25 protein-coding genes are annotated in these 20,800 nt (G+C 38.9%); 24 read left to right on the forward strand and 1 reads right to left on the reverse strand.

The window, feature by feature from the left end; translation table 11 throughout:
- Positions 1–64 precede the first annotated feature (64 nt).
- Positions 65–493 (forward strand): transcriptional regulator MntR, encoded by a 429-nt coding sequence (gene mntR, locus JOD18_RS00405; protein WP_204666906.1) that lies wholly within the window; start codon positions 65–67, stop codon positions 491–493.
- Between the two features lie 62 nt (positions 494–555).
- Positions 556–1,446 carry a patatin-like phospholipase family protein gene (locus JOD18_RS00410; protein WP_204666907.1) on the forward strand — a complete coding sequence of 297 codons (891 nt, stop codon included), beginning with the start codon at positions 556–558 and terminating at the stop codon, positions 1,444–1,446.
- A 13-nt stretch (positions 1,447–1,459) separates the two neighbouring features.
- On the opposite strand, the gene JOD18_RS00415 is transcribed toward JOD18_RS00410, so the two are convergent.
- Positions 1,460–1,843: an SA1362 family protein gene (locus JOD18_RS00415; protein WP_204666908.1), complete on the reverse strand. Its 384-nt coding sequence runs from the start codon at positions 1,841–1,843 to the stop codon at positions 1,460–1,462.
- Positions 1,844–2,115: 272 nt separating this feature from the next.
- On the opposite strand from JOD18_RS00415, the gene JOD18_RS00420 reads away from it, so the two are divergent.
- The 22 genes from JOD18_RS00420 (at position 2,116) to JOD18_RS00525 (ending at position 20,634) form a co-directional block, all read left to right on the forward strand.
- Positions 2,116–2,604: a YqhR family membrane protein gene (locus JOD18_RS00420; RefSeq protein WP_204666909.1), complete on the forward strand. Its 489-nt coding sequence runs from the start codon at positions 2,116–2,118 to the stop codon at positions 2,602–2,604.
- Positions 2,605–2,653: 49 nt separating this feature from the next.
- Entirely contained in the window at positions 2,654–3,079 is a 426-nt protein-coding gene (aroQ, locus tag JOD18_RS00425; protein WP_204666910.1) for a type II 3-dehydroquinate dehydratase, read from the forward strand.
- A 198-nt stretch (positions 3,080–3,277) separates the two neighbouring features.
- On the forward strand, positions 3,278–4,348 hold the full coding sequence (locus JOD18_RS00430; protein ID WP_204666911.1) for a M24 family metallopeptidase: 1,071 nt from the start codon (positions 3,278–3,280) through the stop codon (positions 4,346–4,348).
- Between the two features lie 382 nt (positions 4,349–4,730).
- Positions 4,731–5,288: an elongation factor P gene (efp, locus tag JOD18_RS00435; RefSeq protein ID WP_204666912.1), complete on the forward strand. Its 558-nt coding sequence runs from the start codon at positions 4,731–4,733 to the stop codon at positions 5,286–5,288.
- Positions 5,289–5,718: 430 nt separating this feature from the next.
- Complete coding sequence (locus tag JOD18_RS00440) at positions 5,719–7,077, forward strand: IS1182 family transposase (RefSeq protein ID WP_018705594.1); 1,359 nt, start codon at positions 5,719–5,721, stop codon at positions 7,075–7,077.
- Positions 7,078–7,206: 129 nt separating this feature from the next.
- Positions 7,207–7,518 carry a hypothetical protein gene (locus tag JOD18_RS00445; protein WP_204666913.1) on the forward strand — a complete coding sequence of 104 codons (312 nt, stop codon included), beginning with the start codon at positions 7,207–7,209 and terminating at the stop codon, positions 7,516–7,518.
- 624 nt (positions 7,519–8,142) lie between these two features.
- Positions 8,143–9,066: a stage III sporulation protein AA gene (gene spoIIIAA / locus JOD18_RS00450; protein ID WP_204666914.1), complete on the forward strand. Its 924-nt coding sequence runs from the start codon at positions 8,143–8,145 to the stop codon at positions 9,064–9,066.
- On the forward strand, positions 9,060–9,575 hold the full coding sequence (gene spoIIIAB / locus JOD18_RS00455) for a stage III sporulation protein SpoIIIAB (RefSeq protein WP_204666915.1): 516 nt from the start codon (positions 9,060–9,062) through the stop codon (positions 9,573–9,575). The genes spoIIIAA and spoIIIAB overlap by 7 nt, the downstream gene beginning before the upstream one ends.
- Before the next feature lie 326 nt (positions 9,576–9,901).
- The gene (spoIIIAC, locus tag JOD18_RS00460; protein ID WP_204666916.1) at positions 9,902–10,108 is read left to right on the forward strand and encodes a stage III sporulation protein AC; all 207 of its coding nucleotides are present in this window, start codon (positions 9,902–9,904) and stop codon (positions 10,106–10,108) included.
- 6 nt (positions 10,109–10,114) lie between these two features.
- The gene (spoIIIAD, locus tag JOD18_RS00465; RefSeq protein WP_204666917.1) at positions 10,115–10,507 is read left to right on the forward strand and encodes a stage III sporulation protein AD; all 393 of its coding nucleotides are present in this window, start codon (positions 10,115–10,117) and stop codon (positions 10,505–10,507) included.
- A 15-nt stretch (positions 10,508–10,522) separates the two neighbouring features.
- Complete coding sequence (spoIIIAE, locus tag JOD18_RS00470) at positions 10,523–11,686, forward strand: stage III sporulation protein AE (RefSeq protein ID WP_204666918.1); 1,164 nt, start codon at positions 10,523–10,525, stop codon at positions 11,684–11,686.
- 14 nt (positions 11,687–11,700) lie between these two features.
- Positions 11,701–12,309, forward strand: a complete 609-nt coding sequence (spoIIIAF, locus tag JOD18_RS00475; RefSeq protein ID WP_338029474.1) for a stage III sporulation protein AF — start codon at positions 11,701–11,703, stop codon at positions 12,307–12,309.
- A 1-nt stretch (position 12,310) separates the two neighbouring features.
- The gene (spoIIIAG, locus tag JOD18_RS00480; protein ID WP_204666920.1) at positions 12,311–12,943 is read left to right on the forward strand and encodes a stage III sporulation protein AG; all 633 of its coding nucleotides are present in this window, start codon (positions 12,311–12,313) and stop codon (positions 12,941–12,943) included.
- Between the two features lie 16 nt (positions 12,944–12,959).
- Complete coding sequence (locus JOD18_RS00485; protein WP_204666921.1) at positions 12,960–13,538, forward strand: SpoIIIAH-like family protein; 579 nt, start codon at positions 12,960–12,962, stop codon at positions 13,536–13,538.
- Positions 13,539–13,879: 341 nt separating this feature from the next.
- Positions 13,880–14,380, forward strand: coding sequence for an acetyl-CoA carboxylase biotin carboxyl carrier protein (accB, locus tag JOD18_RS00490; protein ID WP_204666922.1), 501 nt, complete (start codon positions 13,880–13,882; stop codon positions 14,378–14,380).
- 12 nt (positions 14,381–14,392) lie between these two features.
- A complete protein-coding gene (accC, locus tag JOD18_RS00495) occupies positions 14,393–15,748 on the forward strand; it encodes an acetyl-CoA carboxylase biotin carboxylase subunit (RefSeq protein WP_204666923.1) in 1,356 nt (451 codons plus the stop codon).
- A 25-nt stretch (positions 15,749–15,773) separates the two neighbouring features.
- On the forward strand, positions 15,774–16,178 hold the full coding sequence (locus JOD18_RS00500; RefSeq protein WP_204666924.1) for an Asp23/Gls24 family envelope stress response protein: 405 nt from the start codon (positions 15,774–15,776) through the stop codon (positions 16,176–16,178).
- A 338-nt stretch (positions 16,179–16,516) separates the two neighbouring features.
- The gene (gene nusB / locus JOD18_RS00505) at positions 16,517–16,897 is read left to right on the forward strand and encodes a transcription antitermination factor NusB (protein ID WP_204666925.1); all 381 of its coding nucleotides are present in this window, start codon (positions 16,517–16,519) and stop codon (positions 16,895–16,897) included.
- 11 nt (positions 16,898–16,908) lie between these two features.
- Positions 16,909–17,766 carry a bifunctional methylenetetrahydrofolate dehydrogenase/methenyltetrahydrofolate cyclohydrolase FolD gene (gene folD, locus JOD18_RS00510; protein WP_204666926.1) on the forward strand — a complete coding sequence of 286 codons (858 nt, stop codon included), beginning with the start codon at positions 16,909–16,911 and terminating at the stop codon, positions 17,764–17,766.
- A gap of 395 nt (positions 17,767–18,161) precedes the next feature.
- A complete protein-coding gene (gene xseA / locus JOD18_RS00515) occupies positions 18,162–19,523 on the forward strand; it encodes an exodeoxyribonuclease VII large subunit (RefSeq protein ID WP_204666927.1) in 1,362 nt (453 codons plus the stop codon).
- Entirely contained in the window at positions 19,507–19,749 is a 243-nt protein-coding gene (gene xseB / locus JOD18_RS00520; protein WP_204666928.1) for an exodeoxyribonuclease VII small subunit, read from the forward strand. The genes xseA and xseB overlap by 17 nt, the downstream gene beginning before the upstream one ends.
- On the forward strand, positions 19,750–20,634 hold the full coding sequence (locus JOD18_RS00525) for a farnesyl diphosphate synthase (protein ID WP_204666929.1): 885 nt from the start codon (positions 19,750–19,752) through the stop codon (positions 20,632–20,634).
- Positions 20,635–20,800: the final 166 nt, after the last annotated feature.

Consider the following 20,800-nt stretch of genomic DNA (forward strand, 5'->3'; position numbering starts at 1 on the left):
TGTCCCTATTCAATATATTGTATGCTTTTATGTAAGTACGAATAAATGATTATGGGGGATTATTATGCCTACACCAACTATGGAAGACTATATCGAACAAATATATATATTGATGAAAACCAAGGGATATGCAAGGGTATCTGCCATTGCCGAAGCATTACAAGTTCAGCCCTCCTCCGTTACGAAAATGGTACAAAAACTTGATCGGGATGATTATTTAAATTATGAAAAATACCAAGGGTTGATCCTAACAGATAAAGGAAAAAAAATTGGTGAGCGATTAGTATACCGTCATGAACTTTTGGAGAAATTCTTGGAAATTGCTGGTATCTCCCAATCAGATATTTATAAAGAAGTCGAGGGGATTGAACATCACTTAAGCTGGGATTCGATCGATCGAATTGGTGAACTGGTAGAATTTTTGGAACAGCCAGAACAAAAAGAAAACCTCCAAAAATTCCAAGCAGCGAAACGTAATAGTAATAAGAAATAGTTCTATCCGCTGAAGCTGTTGTGTATACATAATACAGACAACTAGGCTGATAGGGTGATGACATGAAAATTGATGGCGTGTTTTCTGGCGGCGGTGTGAAAGCCTTTGTTTTTATCGGTGCATTAGAGGCATTAGAAGAGAAAAATATTCAATTCGAACGTGTAGCAGGCACATCGGCAGGGGCTCTATTTGCTACGTTTTTGGCTGCAGGCTATACAGCACGAGAATTGAAAGATATATTCATGAAAGTTTCCTTAGAGCAATTTCTTGATCAGTCCTATTTAGGAAAAGTATTTCCTTTTTTGAAGTGGCTCACACTGTATCGAACGATGGGTTTGTACCGCGGAAATTATTTTGAAGAATGGTTACGTGATAAGTTACGCGCAAAAGGAGTTATTACCTTCTCTGATTTACCTACAAATAAACTCAAGATTGTTGCTGCAGATTTAACCTTCAACCAAATTGTCATCTTTCCAGACGATTTAAAGAAACATTATCATATCGAAAAAAATTACTTCCCGATTGCCAAGGCGGTAAGAAGCAGTATTTCGATACCATATTTTTTTCGGCCGTCCAAACTGATTAATCCTTTGACAAGACAAAAGAGTTATCTCATTGATGGGATGATCTTAAGCAATTTCCCTTTATGGATTTATGACCAGCCAGGTCAACAACGGGTAAGGCCAATCTTGGGTATGCAGCTGACAGATCCCAATCAGCATAAACAGAAGCAGGCCATCGATAATGCAGTGGATATGCTGAAGGCAACTATTGAAACGATGCGGCATGCCTTCGACACCAAGTATATCTCGGAGAATATCGCCAAAGAAATATTGTTTTTTCCAGTTGATGATCTAAAAGCGATTGATTTTCAGTTATCTAATAAGAAGAAATTAGAATTGATTGATTTTGGTTATCAGCGCACCAAGTCTTTTATCAAGAATTGGCCATAAGAACAGAGCGTCCTTATAAGGAAGCCCTGTTCTTTTTCTTATCTTTATTACCTTCAATCACAGTTAGATGGGAAGCTTTCTTTCTGTTTAGCCGTTTTGCCCGACTAGGTTTCTTTTGGCTGCTGGAAGAGTATTTGATGGGAGAAGGATTAGCTTGTTTATAACGTTGTTTGGACTGTTTAGCTGCTTTGCGGTATTTTTTTAATTCGTCTGTAGGGGCGCCTCGTCTTCTGATTAAGAAGAAGTATAGTACCCCAAATATGACGGCTCCAATTACTAGAGTAATAAGTAAGCTTCGTATTAATCCAAAGGTATCTGTGAGAAGCAGATTAATAAGACCAATTCCAGCTAAGCCAATGAGGGAGTATATGATAATATTCTTCATATCACGCTTCATGTATATACGCCTCCTTTTCTATTAGTATACCCAAATCTTACTAGTTTTTATACTCTTATTTAGAAATAAATAAATTTAAAAGGTTATTCAAAAAATCCAATTAAAAATGGCACAGCGAATATCGGAATTGGCAGACAATGTCTACTGGTGCCATCTACACCGTGCGGGCAATCCTTATTCGATTTTCTCGCCACAGCTGTAGTTGCTCTCAATGATATAAGAATAGCATGAAAGATGGAGAATTGGATAGTCTAATGATGAGGTGATTTTTGATGAGAAGAGTGCAGCATAAAGGGCAAGGCAAAGATAAGGATAAATTAGCTTTGAAAACTTTAAGTACAGGTTTCTTTGGCGGGTTAATTTGGGGAAGTGTTGCGGCTATTGCCGGCTTTTTAAATTTTACTTCTGTGACTCCTAAGAGTTTCTTTTTACGTTCTTGGTTAGTGGTGGAATGGACGGATAAATGGATCGGAGAAGTCATTTCTATTTTATTACTCGGCATAGTGTCAATTATTTGGGCATTCATTTACTATGCTGTATTAAAGAAATTTGAAGGAGTGTTTCCGGGAGTAGTGACAGGCGTTGTGCTCTGGTTTATTGTCTTTGGTTTACTTCAGGCGTTATTCCATAATATCAAGCCATTCTACCAGCTGGATAGTGATACAATTTTGACGACAGTCTGTCTATTTGTACTTTATAGCGTGTTTGTAGGGTATTCTATTTCTTTCGCTTATCATCAGCATATCAATGAAAAAAACTAAATAAATATGTTAAGATGGTATGGAAAAGTAACGGGATGGAGTGAAGCAGATGGGCAAACTATTGTTGTTGAATGGACCTAATTTGAATCGATTAGGCAAAAGAGAACCAGAGATTTATGGACATGAGACATTAGCCGATATTGAACATAGCTTAAAACAGTTCCTGGAGCCATATGATGTTGAATTAGTAGCCAAGCAATCTAATTATGAGGGCGAATTGATTGACTGGCTTCAAGAAGCGGAAGGGGAATTTCAAGGAATCATTTTTAATCCAGGGGCGTATACCCATACAAGTATTGCAATCCGAGATGCCATTAGCTCGATTACGGTACCAGTTATCGAAGTACATATTTCTAATGTGCACAAACGGGAAAGTTTTCGTCATGTATCTATGCTGGCGCCTGTCTGTGAAGGGCAAATCGTCGGTTTAGGTATAAAAGGTTATCAGCTGGCTGCCACCTATTTTGTCTCTTAGTAGTGTGTAAGATTAAACATCACAGAATGTTTTCCATCATTCAGCTTTCACAAAACATGATAAGTGTTACGTATCATACAGAAATGATGTCGAGAAATAGATGAATAGAAGCTGGCATAAAATGTTATACTTATGTAGGGAAAAGAGGCAACATCTCGTTGGCAAAAATAATTGATGGAATAAGGAAGGGGAGAAAACATGAGTCGTTTAGTGAAGCTTAGAAAGCAATTGCAACTGAAAGAGTTAGAGGCCCTGTTGATCACAAGTCCGGTTAACCGCAGGTATATGACAGGTTTTACAGGCACAGCAGGTGTAGTGCTGGTATCACAGGATAAAGCGTATTTTATTACAGATTTTCGCTACATGGAACAGGCCGCTCAACAGGTTACAGATTATGAAATAGTGGAGCATAGGGGGCCGATCCATGAAAAAGTGGCAGAATTAGCGAAAGCCATGGCAGTTCGTTCGATTGGTTTTGAGAAATTTGATCTAACCTATGGTCAATATGAGACCTATCAACAGGCAATGGAAGTCTCACTTACTCCTTCAGATGGTCTTATCGAAAAAATTCGCTTGATTAAAGACGAGGATGAGCTTAATATATTAAAAGAAGCTTGTAAAATTGCCGATCAAGCCTTTGAACATATCTTGTCGTATATTAAACCTGGTGTGAAAGAAATCGATATTGCGAATGAGTTAGAATTTTTTATGAGAAAAAAAGGTGCCACCTCATCCAGCTTTGATACGATTGTTGCTTCTGGCTATCGGTCTGCCTTACCGCATGGAGTTGCCTCCGATAAGAAAATCCAGGTAGCTGAATTAGTGACCTTGGATTTCGGCTGTTGGTATCAAGGATACAGCTCTGATATTACACGTACAGTAGCCGTTGGTGAAATTTCGGAACAATTAGAAACGATTTATCAGACTGTTTTGGAAGCTCAGTTATTAGGCTTGGAAGGAATCAAGCCAGGAATTACGGCTGCTCAAGCGGACGCATTAACAAGGGATCATATTAAAGATAAAGGATATGGCGACTATTTTGGTCATTCTACGGGACATGGACTAGGGATGGATGTGCATGAAGCACCTGCTCTTTCTTTTCGTTCCCAAGTACCTTTGACAGAAGGAATGGTCGTCACCGTTGAGCCTGGAATTTATCTGCCTGGAATTGGCGGCTGCCGAATTGAGGATGATATTGTCATTACTTCAAATGGAAATCAGCGTTTGACACACTCATCAAAAGAATTGATCTATTTACCAGTTTCTTAGTAGAAAATGTTCAAAAAGTCCAAAAAAAAATAACACATCGAATGTCGGAGTTGGCAGTAGAGGAACTTCTACTAAGATTACCCACATCGTGTGGACAACGTAGAAGTCAACACAACCTGTGCAAGTCCGCTGCTCACGGATGAAAAGCATACGTTCCGCGGTTCAAAACTGCGCCAACTTGAACTTCGACGTACAGGACGTACTAGCGCAGGCGTTATGAATGGACGTCATGGCTTTAGCCTGCCTACGCACACGATCTGCTAGTTTCAGTATTGCAACACGATGTTACGAACTTAACCGATGATGGTCCTTTTACCGAACTTTTTGAACACGCACTAGTACCAAATGAGACAACATTGAAGACGTTAGAGGAGGAGAAGAAATGATTTCAGTAAATGATTTCAAAACAGGATTAACAATTGAAGTAGACGGTGATATTTGGCAGGTGTTGGAGTTTCAACATGTAAAGCCAGGTAAAGGTGCTGCCTTTGTTCGTTCCAAATTGCGTAATTTGCGTAATGGAAATATTCAAGAAAAGACATTTCGCGGCGGTGAGAAGGTAAACAGAGCCCATATCGAAAACAACAAGATGCAATATTTATATGCTTCAGGCGACAGCCATACCTTTATGGATACCAATACTTATGAACAGACAGAATTACCAGGCAGTCAAATTGAACATGAATTACAATTTATTAAAGAAAATATGGAAGTTAGTATTATGAAATACAACGGAGAAACAATTGGTGTCTCCCTCCCTAATAATGTAGAGTTAAAAGTAATAGAGACAGAGCCAGGGATTAAAGGTGATACAGCAAGTGGAGGTACAAAACCGGCGACTTTGGAAACCGGCTTAACGGTGCAAGTACCGTTCTTTGTAAATGAAGGTGATGTGTTAGTCATCTCAACATCTGATGGAAAATATGTATCCAGAGCTTAAGGACGCACATAGCTGTTCCTACACAAAAACTACTGAGCTAGACCGGCTTGGTAGTTTTTTATGTTGTCCATTTTCATCATATAAAACGTGATGGATCAAAAGAAAGAATTTACGTTACAAAAATATGCAAGCAATAAAAATAAAAGTAATTCTGCCTCCAATGTTAAGAGGAACGTGCGTCTTGACTCCAATGGAAAATATACTGATCCTGTAGTAGAATCACAATATCAAACTTGATAAGATGAGAAGAGAATTAAAACCAGAAATTAAACAAACTTTACTTGATATGAATTTTATTGAAAGGTGAGTTAATTTCATAATCCCGAGCCCTTGGGGCTCAAGGCTTTCAAGACGTAAAAAAATAGGCACCTCCCCAAATCCTGTATAATGTAAGTTACCACACAAACATAACAGACTGGAGAGATGCCCTATGTCCATTATACGTCAACCAAGCCTATTTGACATGCATGAATTATATGAGTTGGAACCTACCCACCACTTTGAGGCTGTTTTTTCGACAATCGATCTGAATCCTTTTTGGAATCTTTTCGATAAACCAAAAAAAGTAGGTGCCCCAAGAGAACTGAATTATGGTGCCATGGTCTATTCACTTATCGCTCGTGTGGTGGAGCGTATCGTGACAATCAAGGACCTAATCAAACGGTTAAAACGTGACCCGGTTTTTCGATATGACTGTGGGTTTCTTCACTCGGACCAAATTCCATCTGAAGCCTCCTATTCAAGGATGATTACTGTCATCAGCGAATCAAATGTGATGACACATATCCATGATGAACTGATTCTACTTGCCATCAACGAGGGGCATATCAGCGATGAAAACATCGCCTTCGATGCCACGCATTTTGAGGCAAGAGATCGTGCGCAAGCCTCCAAAAAGAAAGAAAAGCAGACACCGAAAAAGCGCGGACGCAAGCCGAAGGTGGAACGAGAGCAATGGTTAAAGGAAAAACAGGCTGCCGAAAACGCACGCCCGATTTATGAGAAAGAGATTGTTCACCAGCTATCCGAATCAGTGGAAACGTTGTATAAAGAAGCTCCCATCGAACCAAAATGGGGAATCAAGAAAAACAGTGATGGGAAAAATACCTTCTGGTTTGGTTATAAAGGACATTTAGCCGTCAGCACAAAGAGTCAATACATTCTAACGGGTATAATGACGTCAGGAAATCTCAATGATGGGAAGGCAGCCATCCCATTATTGAAGAAAATTGATCGGGATCTTCCAGCTTTATTTACCGCCGGTCTTTTCGATGCAGGTTATGATTATGAGCCCATATATCAGCAATTAATCAATCAGAATCTACAGGCTGTCATCCCATATAACCAGCGCAATGAAAGGGAAGTAGTTGGATACGATGAACATTTCGCACCTACATGCGTCCGGGAACATTCTTATCGTTACGACAGCTTCGACCAGAAGTACAAGACACTGAAATACACACGTCCAAAAGAATGTACAGTTTGCCCATTGCGACTCGATTCCCTTTGTCAAATGACCTTTAAGATCAGGCAATCGACGGATATCCGCAAGTACACACATCCAGCTAGAGGTTCGAAAAAGTGGAATGAACTTTACAAGGAACGCACAGCTGTTGAACGGGTTAATGCGTACTTAAAGGAATTCTTTGGACTCAATAATGTCCGTCATCGGACCGGTAAGAAAGCCAGGCTTCACTTCCAATTGGTGACGCTTGTTTACAATGCCTCAAAATTAGCCGCAGACCGGATCAGACTAGAAATGGAGCAACATTCGTTAAAAACAGCGTGATTAAATCGCAATACCTTTTTAAAAAAACATTAAAAAACATCGTAGGGTAACTCAACCCATTTTCAAAAACGTCAATTATGAAATCGATTCAGGTATGAAAAAATATCAAATAAATATAGTGATGAAAATATGAAAGAAGAGGAGATATTAGATGATGTAGATATGGTTGTAGTTATAGACATGATTGAATCTTTAGGCTACTCCGTATCAATTAGTAAAAAAGAGAAGTTTTTAAAAATTCAAGAAGTGATTCAGGAAGGATTAATATTTGCCATTCATATTGCTTTTCATTCAGGAAGAGTAGAATTTATATGGGATGTGGAGCGCAATGGTGAGGTGAGATTAGGTAGCCCTTGGGCTGTTTATTCTAAACTATTGATCCAAAATATAAAATTAAAATGCCTGCTTTTAGAGATTATGATGAACTGGAAGGTGTATTAAAAGAATCATTTGAAATGTACGAGGAATTTAAAGTGATCTTGATAATAGAGTATCTAGGTTAAATTATTTTAGAATGAAAAATTCAGTAGGATGCTAATCCTTACTTTAAAAAGGAACATATCCTTTTTATTTATGTTGTAGTATTTTTTGTCTGCAACAAGTCAAGCGATTATCAGTGCCTATTTTGATTTGCCAAAATGTTTTTGTGTCAGGTAAGCCACTAATTCCCGCTCTTTCGCTTCTTGAGCGGGCTGAGCCATTAATTTAAAAACGATCTGGTGTGGTTCTGCAAAAGCAAAAGAGTGCTTCTTTGAAAATAATCTAAATCAAACTGCATTAGACCATTTAAGCAAGCGAATCAATCTCATATCACATAGCTGTTTTCCCACATATAATTTAGAATCCTTTCAATTCTTTTAAGTTAACAATCAAAGCGAAAAACCTCTTGTATACTTGCCTTGAGACAAGTATACAAGAGGTTTGTTTAAATAGATGACACATTACAAAAACAGACGCTACTTTGATCCTCTTCGCCTTTTCATCTCGTTTATTCCTTCTTGGTTATATCTGATTCTTCCATGCATAGAATGTTTATAGACAATGATTAGAAATGAGGAGAAGTGTATGGAAAGTGTGCTGAACATTCTTCCAAAACAAATAGGACAACAGGTAAGACAGTTTCTAGAACAGAATCCATTCGACCTGCAAGAGATTCGGCTACGTGTGAACCAACCTATCGAAATCAATAATGGCAAACAAGTGAAATGGTTAACTGCTACTTATTTCAGTCCGGAAGATGCCCAGCGGTTTTTAAACAAAATCAGTGATTTTTCTTTATATCGTCTCGAAGAAGAATTGCGAAATGGCTACATTACGATCCAGGGTGGTCACCGAATTGGAATAGCTGGTGCTGTCATTATCGAGAATAAAAGGGTCAAGGCTGTGCACCATGTTAGTTCCTTTAATATTAGGATTGCAAATCCCCAGTTTGGCGTGGCCAAGCCGTATCTTTCTTATTTGGTCGATCATACCATCTTCAATACATTAATCATTGGACCGCCACAAGCAGGTAAGACTACTTTCTTGCGTGATTTGGCTAACTATTGTGCCAGTAACACCAGTGATCGTTTGGCATTAAAGACGGCCATAGTAGATGAAAGGTCCGAGATTTGCGGATCGATCAATGGTATCCCACAACACTTATTATCTCCTCGAATCGATGTACTTGACCGTTGTCCGAAAGGAGAGGGCATGATGATGTTGATTCGCTCGATGTCCCCAGAGGTCATCATTGTTGATGAAATCGGCAGTGAACAAGACGCAGAAGCGATTGATGAAGTGATTCATGCCGGTGTGCAGTTAATCAGCACGGTTCACGGCAGATCATTGGCCGATATTAATAAACGGCCGGCTATTCAGACTATTCTAGAGAAAAAAATCTTTCAGCGCTTTGTGATTTTATCGAATAAGGAAGTAACAGGAGAAGTAGTGGAGATATGTGATGAGAATGGACAATCGTTGTATCGCAAGCGTGAGTTCATATGTTAAAGTTGATTTTCTCTATCATTATTGTGGCTAGTTTGACGTGGTTAGGACATGAATATGCTATGAAATTGGCTAATCGGCCAAGATATATTCGGATATGGAAACATGCCTTGCAAATATTAGAGGCAGAAATTGTATACAGTCATGAAACAATCAAAGAAGCAATGTATCGGGTTTATCATCAAATTGAGCCACCTGTTAATCAATTATTTCAATGTGTGGCTGATAATATACAGCCTGATAAAGAAGAGTTATATCCAATTTGGCAGGAGCAATTAGATCTTTTCGGCCGCTCATATGCGTTAAATAATCAAGATATTGACATTCTTCAGCAATTTGGGAGGACCTTAGGTCAACATGACGTGATACAGCAGCAAAAATATATTCGATTAGCTATTCAACATTTAGAACGAAGTTTGGAAGAAGCAGATCAGCAAAAGTTACGTTATGGCAATATGTCAAGGAGTATTGGGTTTTTAGTGGGGGTTTTTATTGTTCTACTCTTGTTATAGAGGTTGTTCCAAAAGCCCGATAAAAATGACACAGCGAATGTCTGCGTTGGCAATAGGGGAACTTCTGCTAAAACCATCCACATCATGTGGACAACACAGAAGTCAACACCTCCTGTGCAAGCCCGCTACTCACGTATTAAAAGCATATGCTCCGTGGCTCAAAACGGCGCCGCCTTGAACTTCGACGTACAGGACGTACTAGTGCAGGTGTTATGACAGGACGTCATGACTTTAGCCTGCCGACGCACACGATGTTGCGAACTTAACCGATAATGGTCCTTTTTATCGAACTTTTTGAACATGTATTTATAGAGAGGAGTTATTCCATGCTTGGAGATACTAGTATCCTCTTTCAAATCGCAGGAATTGGTATTATAGTCGCTATGATTCATACGATCTTAAAGCAAATGGGAAAAGAGGAATATGCGCAATTTGTCAGTTTAATTGGTTTTATTATTGTCTTGTTATTTGTGTTAAACAGTATATCTGATTTATTTCAACAGATTAGGGCCGTATTTTTTCTCAAAGGATAAATGCCTATGGAAATGTTAGAGATCATCAGTATAGGGATTATTGCAACGATCCTGTTTTTGTTGTTGAAGGACAAGCAGCCTGCGATCGCCTTTCTTATCATTATTATTACGGTTCTCTATTTGTTTATTGTAGCTATTCAATATGTCACAGAAATTATCAACTTGATTGTTTATTTAGGAGAACAGGCTAATATTCATCAAGTCTATATCAAAACGATCTTGCAGATTATTGGTATTGCTTATATTACTGAAATGGGGTCCAATCTTGTCAAAGATGCTGGATTAGAATCTGTTGCCGCAAAAATAGAAATGACTGGGAAATTAATTATTCTCTTTTTGGCTATTCCGATTTTTAAATCGTTAATTGAAACCATCATATCAATTTTTCCAGTAGTTTAGTGAGGGTGGATGATCATGCGTTATTGGTGGAGCATTTTTCTTATTGTACTAGTGTTTTTTCTGTTTCCCGTCCAAGTAGTATCTGCGGAACCAAACCTCACCATAGACCCTTATCAAGATTTACTACAAGACAGTGAAATCAATGACTATTGGGAGTATATAAGCAATGAGTACCAACAATCATTTCCGGAGTTAAGCAAAGAAGGTATATGGAGTTTTATTAAAGGGGACAGCAAGCTGACAATGCGGGATTGGGTCAAGGGCTTCTTGAATTACTTATTATTCGAAATCTTAGAAAATGCCAAATTACTAGCGACATTAATGCTGCTCACCTTATTTTGTTTAGTATTACAAACGATTCAAAATGCTTTTGAAAATCAACTGGTCAGTAAAGTAGCCTATGCCGTAGTGTACATCATGTTAATTCTTATTGCTTTGCAAAGCTTTCAGCTGGTATCAGGCTATGTGCTGGACACGGTCAATATGGCAGGTGACTTTGTAATAGCGTTACTGCCATTATTATTAGGGATCTTAGCGACATTAGGAAATCTAGTCACTATATCTTTCTTCCACCCGATCATTATCTTTCTCATTCATACCAGTATATTTGTGATATCAAAGGTTGTCATACCATTCTTTTTCTTCTCAGCTATGCTGCAAATTGTTAGTACCATCAGTTCGGAGTATAAAGCCACAAAGTTAGCCAATTTAATCAAAAACATCGCGATCAGTATCATGGGTGTCCTCTTAACTGTTTTTTTAGGGGTTATTTCTGTGCAAGGTGCAGCAAGTGCCCTCCAAGATGGAATTGCGATGAAGACTGCCAAGTTTGTTACCGGAAATTTTATCCCGGTCATAGGGAGAATTTTCACTGATGCAACAGATACAGTGCTAAGTGCAACAACATTAGTTAAGAATGGAATAGGGATTGTTGGCATTGTTTTATTAATAGCGATTGTGATGTTCCCGGCTATCAAGATATTTGTCATTGCACTGATGTATAAAATTGCAACCGCGGTTTTACAGCCAATTGGTGACAGTCCGGTGATTGAATGCCTCGATATTATTGGTAAACATATTTTATATTTATTTGCCGCTTTATTACTGGTAACATTTATGTTTTTCTTTGCGATTGTCATCCTGATTATTTCTAGTAATATCACCATGATGGTGAGATAAAGGGGGACAGGCCAATCGAGTTTCTAACCAGTTGGATTATCCAAATCATTATTTATATGCTGTTAGCGATGGTGGTGCACTTACTATTACCTCCGTCTCAGCTGAAGCAATATGCCAGACTTGTGATCGGGTTACTGCTCATTTTGGTTATCCTCCAGCCGATCCTGACACTGTTCAAGATAGATATACCATCCATGGCAGAGCAATTACTTACTATAGATGACCAGTTAAGCGAGGAGGATCAGATAGAAATGCAGTTAGATCATCAAAAAAATGAAATAGAACAGATACAAGCTGCATATATATTAGAGGAGATGGTTGTCCAAATGCAATATGTAGCAGAGGAGGAATTAAAAGACGTATATGCTTATCAAATTGAAGATTTGCAGGTAACTTGGAACAACCCCCAGCGTATGGAAGATTACAAACCAGAGAGTATCGCTGTGGTTTTAACTACTCATGAAGAATCGACCCCTATGGTAAATGAGGTGAAGATTGAGATTGGTGATACTCCCCAACAGGCAGAATCTGCTCCTGATGATCACGCAGAAGTACGTAAGTTTCTGGCAGAAAAATGGGGAGTAGAGGAGGCTGCGATAATATTAACATGGAAGGAGGAATAGTGTGACAAAATGGCTGGAAGGTATCTTTTCACGTTTAAAAGGAAATGGAAAAAAGCCGACCAGAGTACAGTATATTGCACTTATCGTACTAGCGGCAGTGCTCATCTTGATTGTCAGCAATATTTTTCAAAACAATCAGGACACTCAGCCTCCGATTGAGCCGCCTAATGTAATTGGCGCCTCTGAAGATGAAGAGACATGGAAGCAAACGGCTGAACCGAACGCAACTGCCGAGATTACCGAGCTGGAAAAGGCGTATGAGGAAGATCTAACACAACTATTAGAGAAAATAGCGGGTATCTCATCGGTGGAAGTGATGATTAATTTAGATGCAACAAATGAACAAGTTTATCAAAAGAATCTGGTAATAGGTACACAAGTAACTAATGAAACTGATCAAAATGGCGGCAATAGAAAAATTGATGATGAGACAAGAGAGCAGACTATCGTAATTGTCCGTCAAGGAGAGAAGGAAGTACCGCTTTTGGTACAGACAAAGAAACCAAATGTCAGGGGGGTGTTGGTCGTTGCTAATGGGGTGGATAACATAGAACGCAAGAAATCAGTAAATGAAGCTGTTTCCAAGGTGTTAGATGTGCCAGTACATCGTGTATCGGTGATGCCAAAAGAATAATGGGAGGTTATGTATAATGTGGAAAAAGCAAACTATTTGGTTATTGACAATGGTCAGTTTAATGATTGTATTAAGTGTGTATTATTTGAACGCCCCAAGAGAAGGAGATTTGGCTTTATTTGATGAACAAAATGTAGACGAAATGACAGACCAGACATTTAGCTCTGAAGAAATAGATGAGCTGCTTCAACAGGCAGATGAGGGGCTTAATGAAGAAGGTACAGAAGGCGAAAGCACAGTAGCTGATTTGGAAGAATACTTCGCTTCGGTTCGAATGGAGATCAGTAATCAGCGCAGTATGGAGAAAGAACGGCTCCAATCGATTGTTGCTTCCAGTGAAAGCACTTCAGATGAGAAGAATCAAGCTTATGAAGCCATGAAAGAAATTGAAACAATGGATAATAAAGAAGGATTATTAGAAGAGCAATTAAAGTCACTAAACGGTTATGAAGAGGTATTAGTGCGTAATGTGTCGGAAGATAATGTGGTGATTACTGTGCAGTCAGAAGAGATGACAGCAGAAGAAGCCAATGATATTATCCAGCAAGCAAAAGAAGAATTTGGTGAAGTGAAGATTGATGTGGTGTATCAATAAATAGTAATGAGCAAGGGAGTATTTCGCTGCTATCCAAATATCTGTCACCGTTATCTGCTGTCCTGAGAGGATACGAAACAGTATAGTTGAACCGAACCTGTTGCAATCATACGACAGGTTCTTTTTATTTTAGTGTGATTACCTTCATTTATACGGTGTAAACAGGTGGAATAAAAAATTGATTTATCTGGGGAAAGAGCGGCTGTCAGGGAGCAGGAAATAACTCGATTTTTGACTAACTTAAAAACAATAGTTGCAGTTTAGTTTAGGATTGCGTAAAATGTTAAAAGAAGATCTTAGCACCTGATATTAACTGTATTAAATAACGAAGGAGTGCAATTATGTTAACAATACAAGAAATTAAACAACTAATTGAACAATTAGATCAATCATCTATTGATGAATTTACTTATGAAGTTAATGGAGAGAAAATCAAAGTAAAAAAGAATAAACAAGTATCTGTGGTAAATGCCGCACCTCAAGCTCCTGCTGCTGTAAATGAGGCTCCACAACTAGCACCAGCAGAAGAGCTTTTAACACAAGAACGGCAAAATAGTCAGCCAGAGGCGAAAGAAGAGCCACAGTCAGCCGCAGCTGATTATGATCATGAAATAGTATCCCCAATGGTTGGAACATTCTATAGTTCCCCATCACCAGACCAGCCTGCTTATGTACAACAAGGTGATCATGTGAAAGAAGATACCATTGTTTGTATTGTAGAAGCGATGAAATTATTTAATGAGATCGAAGCAGATGTAAAGGGAACCATTACAGAAATATTAGTGGAAAACGGTGAGCTAGTAGAATACGGTCAGCCACTGTTCCGAATCAAGAATGCGTAAGGGGATGACATTGTGATAAAAAAACTGTTAATTGCGAACCGTGGTGAGATTGCCGTTCGAATTATTCGTTCAGCAAAAGAAATGGGAATCCGGACGGTAGCAGTTTATTCAGAAGCAGACAGCGAGGCACTCCATGTTCAATTAGCGGATGAGGCTTATTGTATAGGACCTAAATCAAGTTCAGACAGCTATTTGAATTTTACTAATATTATGAGTGTTGCCACATTAACAGATACAGATGCCATTCATCCAGGTTATGGCTTTTTATCAGAAAATGCCGACTTTGCTGAAATTTGTGCAGCCTGTAATGTAACATTTGTTGGTCCGAGTGCTTACGCTATTCAGAAGATGGGAACGAAAGATGTTGCCAGAGAAACAATGAAAGAAGCTGGTGTACCAGTAGTGCCGGGATCTAATGGGATTATTGAAAATCCGGAACAAGGTATGCGAGTGGCCCAAGAAATTGGCTACCCAGTTATTATTAAAGCAACCGCTGGTGGCGGCGGTAAAGGAATCCGGGTCGCGCGAACAGAAGAAGAGTTAATCAAAGGCATTCAAGTGACACAAAATGAAGCAGAAAAGGCATTTGGCAACCCGGGTGTATATCTGGAGAAATTCATTGAAGATTTCCGCCATGTGGAGATTCAAGTATTAGCAGATAATCATGGCAATGTAATCCATTTAGGAGAAAGAGACTGTACGGTACAACGCCGTTTGCAGAAGCTGATTGAAGAAACTCCTTCACCTGCCATTGATGAAGCTACTCGTGACGAGATGGGACAGGCTGCTGTTCAGGCTGCAAAAGCCGTTGAATATTCTGGTGCAGGCACGATTGAATTTATTTATGATCAGACAGATAACAAGTTCTATTTTATGGAGATGAATACACGTATTCAAGTAGAGCATCCTGTTACAGAGATGGTCACAGGGATCGATTTGATTAAAGAGCAGTTAAAAATCGCTAATAATGAGGCGCTAAGTATCAAGCAAGAAGATGTAAAATTTGATGGCTGGGCGATCGAGTGCCGAATTAATGCAGAGAACCCTGCCAAAGATTTTATGCCATCTCCAGGCAGAATTGAGATGTACTTACCGCCAGGCGGACTTGGTGTAAGAGTTGATTCTGCTGTTTATTCAGGATACCAAATTCCTCCATACTATGATTCGATGATTGCTAAACTGATTACATATGGCGCGACTAGAAAAGAAGCAGTTGATCGAATGAAACGAGCTCTCGATGAATTTATTGTGGAAGGTATACACACTACCATTCCCTTCCATCGGAGAATGATGGTACATCCAGTGTTTGTAGATGGTGACTTTAATACGAGATTTTTAGAGAAATATAGTATAATGGAAGAAGAATAAGCCACTCAAACAAGGAGGGATTCTCATGTCAGAAGGTGCATTATTACGTGTTGGTGATATATCAACGCTGGGAAAAGTAGAGATTGCTCCTGAGGTGTTAGAGGTTATTGCCAGCATTGCTGCTGAGAAGGTTCCGGGTGTAGCAAGTATGAGAGGGAACTTTGCGTCGGATGTAGCCGAACGGTTAGGCAAAAAGACACATGGTAAAGGAATTAAGCTGGAATTATCAGAAAAAGCAGTAGATATAGAGGTATATATTGTTATTACTTTTGGTTACACGATACCAACGATTGCGAAACAGCTGCAAGAACACGTGAAACAAGCCATCGAGACCATGACGGGAATTCGCATATCACAAGTCAATGTACATGTGGTAGGGGTGAACACTATCCCTGCTGCTGAAGGACAGAAGGCTGAAGATACAGAGTGAGCGAAAGTATTCCCTTTATGCTGAAGCACAGGACAAAAACGAATAGATACTACAAAAAGGGTGATCTATAAACATGGATCGCCCTTCTTTTGTTGTAAATTAGCTTCAATTCATACCACCATGAAAAATTAGACTTATCGTTTCATCTTGTCTCGATTTTCTATTTGCTTTGGGTGTATGTGAACAAGTGGTTAAGATAAGGATAAAGTGAGAAGACAAATCAAAACAATCATTACGGTTTTTTTCATTGGATTAACAGGATTCGGTAGCAATCTGCTGCGTAACATGATATTATTTGATGAGGAAGAATAGATCGTGATAAGGAGTAGGGAACGTTAATGAAGCGAAGAACAGCACGTGAGAAGGCATTACAAATTTTATTTTCATTAGACTCGGAAGGTTATGATGTACAAGCTACAACGGAACATATTTTAGACGGTGAAGAATCGGACGCATTTTTACTTGCGATTGTAAAAGGTGTTGTTGATCATAAAAGTGAAATCGATGAGAAGATTAAATCACATTTAGAGAAATGGTCATTAGGAAGGATTGCAGCAGTAGAACGCACCTTACTGCGAATGGCTACTTATGAATTATTTTACTATAAAGATGCACCAGAGAGTGTTATTATAAACGAAGCGATTGAATTAGCGCATGTATTTGGTGATGATAAATCTGGTAAATTTATTAATGGTGTTTTATCGAAAATGATGAAATAGGGGGAAGTCAAGTGACGGCAGAAGTTATTTATGGTAATGAACTTGCACAATCATTAAGAGATGAGATGAAAGAAGAAGTAAATGAATTAAGGTCAAAAGGCATCATACCTGGATTAACGGTTGTGTTAATTGGTGATGATCCAGCATCAAAATCTTATGTGAAAGGAAAACAGAAAGCTTCCGATTATGTAGGGGTAGCCTCGGAGTTAATTGAATTACCAGCTGAAACGACTCAGGAAGAATTACTAGGCTTAATCGATGAATTAAATACTAAAGATTCTGTCCATGGTATTTTAGTTCAGCTGCCTTTACCTGACCATATCGATGAACAACTCGTTATTGAGGCGATATCTCCTGATAAAGATGTCGATGGTTTTCATCCTATCAGCATTGGGCGAATGATGACTGGTAAAGATACTTTTTATCCGTGTACACCATACGGAATTATAAAAATGCTGCAATCGAAACAAATTGAGATCGAGGGTAAGCATGCAGTCATTATTGGGCGAAGCAATATTGTTGGGAAACCGGTAGGACAATTACTGCTTGCGGAGAATGCTACGGTTACTTATTGTCATTCTCGTACGAAAGATATGGAAAAATTTATAGCTATGGCAGATATTTTGATTGTTGCAGTAGGCAAAGCGCATTTTGTCAATGGAGATCACATCAAAGAAGGTGCTGTGGTGATTGATGTCGGTGTCAACCGTATTGAAGACGGGTCCTTGACAGGTGATGTAGACTTTGACTCCGCGGCGGAGAAAGCAAGCTTCATTACCCCAGTGCCGAGGGGTGTTGGACCAATGACAATTACCATGCTTATGCACAATACGATCAAGTCGGCGAAAAAAGCAAATGGTCTCCTCTAAAACAAGTACTGAATGAAATAATTTATATTAAATAGGTTGTTCAAAAAGTCTGATCCACTGGTTGCATTTGGTGATTCGTCTAAATCCAATGATTCACATGAATCGACCAAATTAGGAAGGCGGCTAAAGTTTTTCATGGGTAGCGACGTCTATTAGGACAGTTGGTATTGAACACACACTTAAAGCTGAAGGTCATTCTTTAAACAGAATGACCTTTTGTTCCACGATAAAAAATATAGAAAGACCGGACGGGTACCAACTTAGCTGAGTAGTATAATACCAAGTGTATTTCTTGGCCGAGCACCAGTTATCAGCTGTATGTGACGAATGAATAATTTATGGTGCTGTCTGATCCCAGTTGTACATGCGCAAATTACAGGCAAAGGAATGAGATGGTGGAAGATCAATATTTATCTGTTACGGCATTAACAAAATATATCAAGAAGAAGTTCGATGTAGATGAGCATTTAAATGAGCTTTGGTTAAGAGGAGAGATCTCCAATTTTAAACACCATTCCAGAGGTCATATGTATATGACGATCAAGGATGACCATGCCAATATCAGGGCGGTGATGTTTAACCGCCATAGCAGTGGGTTATCCTTTGTTCCAGAAAATGGTATGTCTGTCTTGATAAAGGGCTTTGTTAGTGTATTTGAATCACAAGGCCAGTATCAGCTATATATTCAAGAAATGCAGCCTGATGGGATTGGGGCATTTTATTTAGCGTTTGAACAATTAAAAGAAAAATTAGCAAAAGAAGGACTATTTGATCCCATACATAAACAAACATTGCCGAAATATCCTCAGCAAATCGCTGTGATAACTTCTCCTACTGGAGCTGCGATCAGGGACATTCTGACAACATTGGAAAGACGCTTTCCGATAGCAAGTGTATTAATTATTCCAGTGTTGGTACAAGGTAATCAAGCAGCTGCCTCCATTGTAGAAGGTATCCAAAAAGCAAATGACCTGCCAGAAGTGGATCTTATTATTACAGGTCGAGGAGGAGGCTCCTTAGAAGAGTTATGGAGTTTTAATGAAGAGGCGGTTGCACGAGCCATTTTTCAATCGAAGAAACCAGTTATATCTGCTGTTGGACATGAGACAGACACAACTATCAGTGATATGGTTGCTGATCTTAGAGCACCGACACCTACAGCAGCAGCTGAATTAGCTGTTCCTTCCCAGCTGGATTTAATGGAGAAGGTGAAACAGATGGAGCAAGCATTGCTGCAGCAAGTGCATACAAAATTACGATTGGCAGACGATAAATTGAAGTTAATGGACAATGCTTATGTATTTAAGTATCCAGAGCGGTTAATACTTGAGAAAGAACAGCAATTGGTCGATAATGTCGACAAACTGATAAAACAAATGCAAAGAACACTGCAAACAAAACGAGATTATTGGAAATTTATCGATACTCGTCTGAAACGCTTTGATCTCCTTAAACAAGTAAACCAGCAAAAAGAACGATTAGATCATCAATTAAAACAGCTGGATCGAGTACTAAAGCAGCAACTAGAATGGAAAACAAATAAATTCAATGATCAATTGACACAATTGGATCTGTTGAATCCAATTCATACCATGAGAAGAGGATATGCGATTGCTTATGATCAGCACAACCAGATTATTAAAAGCGTCTCCTCTGTCAAAGAAAAGGAAGCCATTACTGTTCAAATTTCAGATGGAGCGTTATCTGCCATAGTAAAAGAAGTCAGAAAGGGTGAAGAAAATGAAGGGAAATTATGACAAATTGTCCTTTGAAGAAGCATTGGAAAAGCTTGAAACAATTGTCAACAAAATGGAGGAAGGAGAGGTACCTTTAGAGCAAGCGATGGAATACTATACAGAGGGTGCTAAATTATCTAAAATTTGTCATGATAAACTTACTAATGCCGAAAAGCAAATGAAAGAAATCCTACATAAAGATGAAAGCCGCGAATTGTTTCAGATTGAGGGACAGGAGGAGGAGTAGGTGAAGATAGCAATTAATCAATTATTGGAGACAGAACAACAAAAATTTACAGATGCATTAATAAGCTGTATTGAAACCTTTTCTGCTCCAGACCGTTTAAAGGAATCTGTTCTATACTCTATTAGGGCAGGAGGGAAACGAATTCGCCCTATTTTAATGAAGTTGATGTGCAAGGGTTTAAATGGGGATGAGGAACGAATTTATCCTGCAGCGATAGCGTTAGAAATGGTTCATACGTATTCACTAATACACGACGATCTTCCCGCAATGGATGACGACGAATTCCGCAGGGGACAGTTGACTAATCATAAGAAATTCGATGAGGCAACAGCCATTCTTGCAGGAGATGGATTGTTAGCTAATAGCTTTCAGCTGATCACTCAAGCAGAGTGCTATTCTGATCGGGAAAAGAGTTATATCGTATCCATGTTAGCTCAAGCAAGCGGTTTGGAAGGAATGGTTGCAGGTCAATATTTAGATATGCAAGCTGAAAATCGTGAAATTTCTATCGCTGAATTGGAGCAAATTCATCGTTTGAAAACAGGGAGACTGATTTCATTTGCTATCGAGGTCGGCGGATTTTTGGCAAAAGCATCTGTTGTTCAAATGCAGAAGATTAAGGTGTTTGGAGATTATGTAGGACTTATCTTCCAAATCCAGGATGATATTTTGGATGTAGAAGGAGATCAAGCAATAACAGGTAAACAAATCGGAAGTGACGCCGTAAACGATAAAAGCACTTATACTAGCCTTCTTGGTCTGGAAGGGGCAAAACAGCATAAAGAACAATATGTATCCCAGGCTATGGAGGCATTAAGACAGCTAGAGTTGGAGCATAGTGATTTAGCTCGAGTTTGTCAATACATTAGTGAGCGTAATCAGTAATATTGAGCAAGTATACGGATCATGTTATAATAGTGCATGTTCTAAACTTGAACAGGATGTTTAAAAAGGATTATTATGTGGACGAAGTGGTAATCCGGTCCAGCTTATAGTGTGTTTAGAGGAAACAGCCAGACACTCGGTACCTGTCTGGAACCTACTGAACTTA

It is taken from the genome of Gracilibacillus alcaliphilus (assembly GCF_016909015.1).
GTDB classification, from domain to species: Bacteria; Bacillota; Bacilli; order Bacillales; family Amphibacillaceae; genus Gracilibacillus; species Gracilibacillus alcaliphilus.